Annotated in this window: 5 protein-coding genes; all 5 read left to right on the forward strand. The window is 36.6% G+C overall.

All coding sequences use genetic code 11. The annotated features are described in order from the left end of the window. The first annotated feature begins 713 nt into the window (after nt 1-713). Nucleotides 714-1,151, forward strand: coding sequence for a single-stranded DNA-binding protein (locus SPI61_RS03895; RefSeq protein WP_321136807.1), 438 nt, complete (start codon nt 714-716; stop codon nt 1,149-1,151). A 2-nt stretch (nt 1,152-1,153) separates the two neighbouring features. Next, complete coding sequence (locus SPI61_RS03900; protein ID WP_321136808.1) at nt 1,154-1,567, forward strand: glucosaminidase domain-containing protein; 414 nt, start codon at nt 1,154-1,156, stop codon at nt 1,565-1,567. Then, nucleotides 1,564-1,896 carry a hypothetical protein gene (locus SPI61_RS03905; protein ID WP_321136809.1) on the forward strand — a complete coding sequence of 111 codons (333 nt, stop codon included), beginning with the start codon at nt 1,564-1,566 and terminating at the stop codon, nt 1,894-1,896. The genes SPI61_RS03900 and SPI61_RS03905 overlap by 4 nt, the downstream gene beginning before the upstream one ends. A gap of 316 nt (nt 1,897-2,212) precedes the next feature. After that, entirely contained in the window at nt 2,213-2,710 is a 498-nt protein-coding gene (greA, locus tag SPI61_RS03910; protein ID WP_321136810.1) for a transcription elongation factor GreA, read from the forward strand. A gap of 11 nt (nt 2,711-2,721) precedes the next feature. After that, nucleotides 2,722-4,320, forward strand: a 1,599-nt coding sequence (gene lysS, locus SPI61_RS03915; protein WP_321136811.1) for a lysine--tRNA ligase, incomplete at its 3' end; no start/stop codon positions are given.

Raw genomic sequence — 4,320 nt, forward strand, 5'->3', positions numbered from 1 at the left:
TTTTTTTCGGTAATCACCTCTCGAAAAATTGCATTAAAAAAACTTTTGACACTTAAAGAAATTCCAAAAAAGCACCGCACAGGCAAGCTGTTTCACATTTGCCCCCGACATAAACCGCCTTGCTCGGTAAAATGGGGTCAAGGACATTTTGGGGTGATTTATTCTACTTACGCACTTCAAACCAATACTCTCCATAGGGGCTTATCGCCCCTTACTATATATAGGGAATATTGAGTAGAATTGCTTATAAACGTTGATAAATACATATATAGAGCAGAAAATATAGAATGGTAGTAAAGGGAATTTTAGGGGGGTGTAAATGGTAATAAAGGGAAGTGAAAAGGCGTTATACCAATATATAGTGAATGGCTAAATTTCAACGTTTGTGGGCATTTTTTAAGAAAAATCGGCGTTTATACCAATATAGATAAATAATGCCTATAAATACACATTTTAAATTATTTTAGGGGTATATTGGTATAAGTTATTGTTTATCTGTATATATTTATGTACGATATAGGTGTTGAGGGTTTTTGTCTTACAGTTTTTGCCTCAATAAACATATTATAAGGATTCTCCTTTTTGGTATCAGCTAGTTTATGTTCTATCATTACTATTGGAATCCATCCTTACAGTTGTGGGCAGTATTACCTATGTACTGCCCATTACTACATAAAACTATTAAAATTATACTCGCGGAGGGAAAAGATATAATGAATAAAGTTATATTAAGCGGAAGATTAACACGTGACCCCGAACTAGAATATCTTAGAGAGGGCACGCAAGCAAAGTGTAGATTTACTTTAGCAGTTGACAAACAATTGTCGAGAGATAAAAAAGAAGAATATATTCAAAAAGGTTGGGCAACTGTTGATTTTATAAATGTTACTGTATGGGGCAAAGCTGCGGAAACACTCGCCCAATATAGCGGTAAAGGTTTAAGACTTGTCGTAGCAGGAAGATTATCCGTCAACAATTATACGGATAATGAGGGAAATAAGAGGTCTTTTACCGAAGTAGTTGTCGAGGACTTTGATATAATCGATTTTAGGGGCGATAAAGAGCGCAATAACGGCGGCGCTAATGATAATAGTAGCAATAGCAACGACGGCGGTTTTGAGCCTAGATATGACGAAAATATACCGTTTTAGCTATGATTAGATTAATGACGGTTGTTAGCTTAGCCTTAACGGTTCTTAACCCACTTAATTTTTCGATAGTTGAGGAATACGATGTTGACCCCGACTTTGCTCGAGCGGTTGCTGTCGTTGAAAGCGGTTGGGAACACGATTCAAGGCTTGCTAGAAATCACAATAATATCTTCGGTTTAGTCGGCAAATCCTTTAAAAGTAAAAATGATTGCATTGACTACTTCGGGCAATTAATGAATGGTCGCTTATACAAAGGAAAGACTATCGATGAAATTGCAAAGATATACTGCCCACATAACCCGAAAGGGTGGAGCGATAAAGTTAAGTCTTTAATGGATAAATTTAAGAGCGAGAAAAAAGTTACTACACTCGAAAAGTTAAGACGTGAATGCGGACTGTTAGAGGTGCTTAATTGAGCAAATACGATTTTACAACAGGCATATACTTCTATGAAGAACTTAGAAAATTGAGTGTTCACGAAGACGTCAGTATAAACGAGTTTATTGAATACCTTATGAGAATTGGACTTAAAGGGAAACCTGAAAAGTTTGACGAAATTTATTATATGTACAGTAGGGTATTAAGATATGATATAGGCAATGAACGCCGATGTTTCATTGACCTACCGTCAGATTTGGCAGATATAGTTGAGTATTGCGCTTGCAGATATAATGTTCCGAAAACAAAAATTTTAAGAACGTTAATCGTTGCAGGCTTGGACAGGTATGTTTTAGATTCTATCTAAAGCAGTATCTACTTTTTTTCATTTTACCTCTTAGAGGAACTATAAAACGTTCCTCGCTTACATAATAAAAAAATAGAATAAAAAATTAGCACTCCTATTCGAGAGTGCTAAATGTTGTATAAATCTTTGATTTTTTTCGCCGCTTATGGTACAATACTTTATAGAAAATTCGGCATGATTTATGTCGCAAATTGATTATGAAATTGTTCTATATGCGTCGAGGTTGCTTACGCGTTGCTTACAAAAATGGTCTTAAACCGTTGCAATCACTAATCGTATAAATATTATAGTAATATATTTTAGAAGGGGAGTTTAAATGGCTGAAAAGGAAGTATTTCTAACCCGTGAAGGTTATGATAATTTAAAAAATGAATTAGAAGAATTAAAAACTGTTACCAGAAAAGAGGTTTCAGAAAGAATAAAAGTTGCGTTGGGTTACGGCGACTTGAGCGAAAATGCTGAGTACGACCAAGCAAAAAATGAACAGGCGCTTGTTGAAGACAGAATTCTTCAAATTGAAAATACTTTAAGAATGGCGAAAATCGTCGAAGAACACGAAGTTACAACGGATAAGGTAAACATTTCAACTGACGTAACAGTTCTTGAAGAAGGCGAAGATGAGCCGGAAGTATTTTCAATTGTAGGTAGTGCCGAATCGGACCCGATAAATAACAAAATCTCAAATGAAAGTCCGCTTGGAGCTGCACTTTTGGGCAGAAGAAGAAAAGATGTCGTGGAAGTTGAAGCACCGGACGGAGTTATAAGATATAAAATAATCAGTATTAAGAAAACGCCTAAGGACGAAAAGAAATAGAGAGGGTTAATATGGAACAAGATTTAAATGAAATGCTCCAAATAAGGAGAGATAAATTAAAGCAATTAAAAGAAGAAGGTAGAAATCCATATTTAGTTGAAAAGTTTGAAAGAACGAATTTCACAAAGGAAATTGTTGAAAACTTTGAGGACTTTGAAGACAAATCAGTCACCATTGCCGGCAGAGTTATGGCAAGAAGAGGTCATGGAAAAGTCACATTTTTGGATATACAAGATTCAACAGGCAGAATCCAAGCGTTTTTAAAGATTGACAATTTGGGAGACGAATACAACGATGTTAAACTTTTGGACATCGGAGATATCGTCGGAATCACAGGTGAAGTTTTTAAAACAAAAATGGGCGAAGTGAGTGTTCGCGCAGAAAATTTTAAAATTCTTACAAAGTCTCTTCAAATTCTTCCTGAAAAATGGCATGGCCTTCAAGACCAGGATTTGAAATACAGACAAAGATATGTCGACCTTATTATGAATCCGAGCATTAAGGAAACTTTCTTAAAGAGAAACAGAATCATAAAGGAAATCAGAAATTATCTTGACGACAGGGGATTTTTGGAAGTTGAAACGCCTACATTAAACACTATCGCCGGCGGCGCAAATGCCAGACCTTTCATTACGCACCACAACACTCTCGACATTGATATGTATCTTAGAATTGCAAATGAACTTTATCTAAAGAGATTGGTTGTCGGCGGGTTCGACAAGGTTTATGAAATGGGAAAGATGTTCAGAAATGAAGGTATGGACACAACTCATAACCCTGAATACACCGCAATGGAAGTTTATGCAGCATATCAAGATTACAACGATATGATGGAACTTACGGAAAATCTTGTTGCAACTGTCGCTGAAAAAGTTTTGGGAAAAACTGTTATTGAATATGACGGGGTCGAACTTGACCTCACTCCGCCTTGGAGAAGAATCAGCATGGTTGAAGCTGTAAAGGAATATGCAGGTGTTGATTTTGAAAATATCGAAACCGATGAAGAAGCGGTTAAAGTTGCTGAAGAAAAGGGACTTACTCTCGAACCTTCAAAGAAGACAAGAGGAAATATTATAAACGAATTCTTCGAAGAATTCTGTGAAGAACATATGATTCAACCGACATTTGTCACGGGTCACCCTGTAGATATTTCTCCGCTTGCAAAGAGAAATCCTGAGGATCCGAGATACACAAACAGATTTGAAGCGTTTATAAATACAAAGGAAATTGCAAACGCATTCTCTGAACTTAACGACCCGATTGACCAAAGGGAAAGATTTACCGCACAAATCGAAGCAAAACGCCTTGGAGACGACGAAGCGCATCCGATGGACGAAGACTTCTTAAATGCAATTGAAGTAGGACTTCCACCGACGGGTGGACTTGGCATCGGCATCGACAGACTCATTATGTTCCTTACAGGCGAAACATCTATAAGAGACGTAATTTTGTTCCCAACAATGAAGCCACTAGGCTTAGAAAAGGCAGAAAATGGGGATTTGTCAAAAGAAACTTACGAAACTTACGACAAACTTACGACAGAAAAAATCGACTTTTCAAAAGTAAAAGTAGAGCCATTATTTGAAGATATGGTTGATTTTGATACATTC

The organism is Ezakiella sp. (genome assembly GCF_034180565.1).
Classification (GTDB): Bacteria; Bacillota; Clostridia; order Tissierellales; family Peptoniphilaceae; genus Ezakiella.

Bases quoted from the DNA above. Each gene is read 5' to 3' on its own strand.
- SPI61_RS03895 (WP_321136807.1), top strand. From the start codon at position 714: ATGAATAAAGTTATATTAAGCGGAAGATTAACACGTGACCCCGAACTA.
- SPI61_RS03900 (WP_321136808.1), top strand. From the start codon at position 1,154: ATGATTAGATTAATGACGGTTGTTAGCTTAGCCTTAACGGTTCTTAAC.
- greA (WP_321136810.1), top strand. From the start codon at position 2,213: ATGGCTGAAAAGGAAGTATTTCTAACCCGTGAAGGTTATGATAATTTA.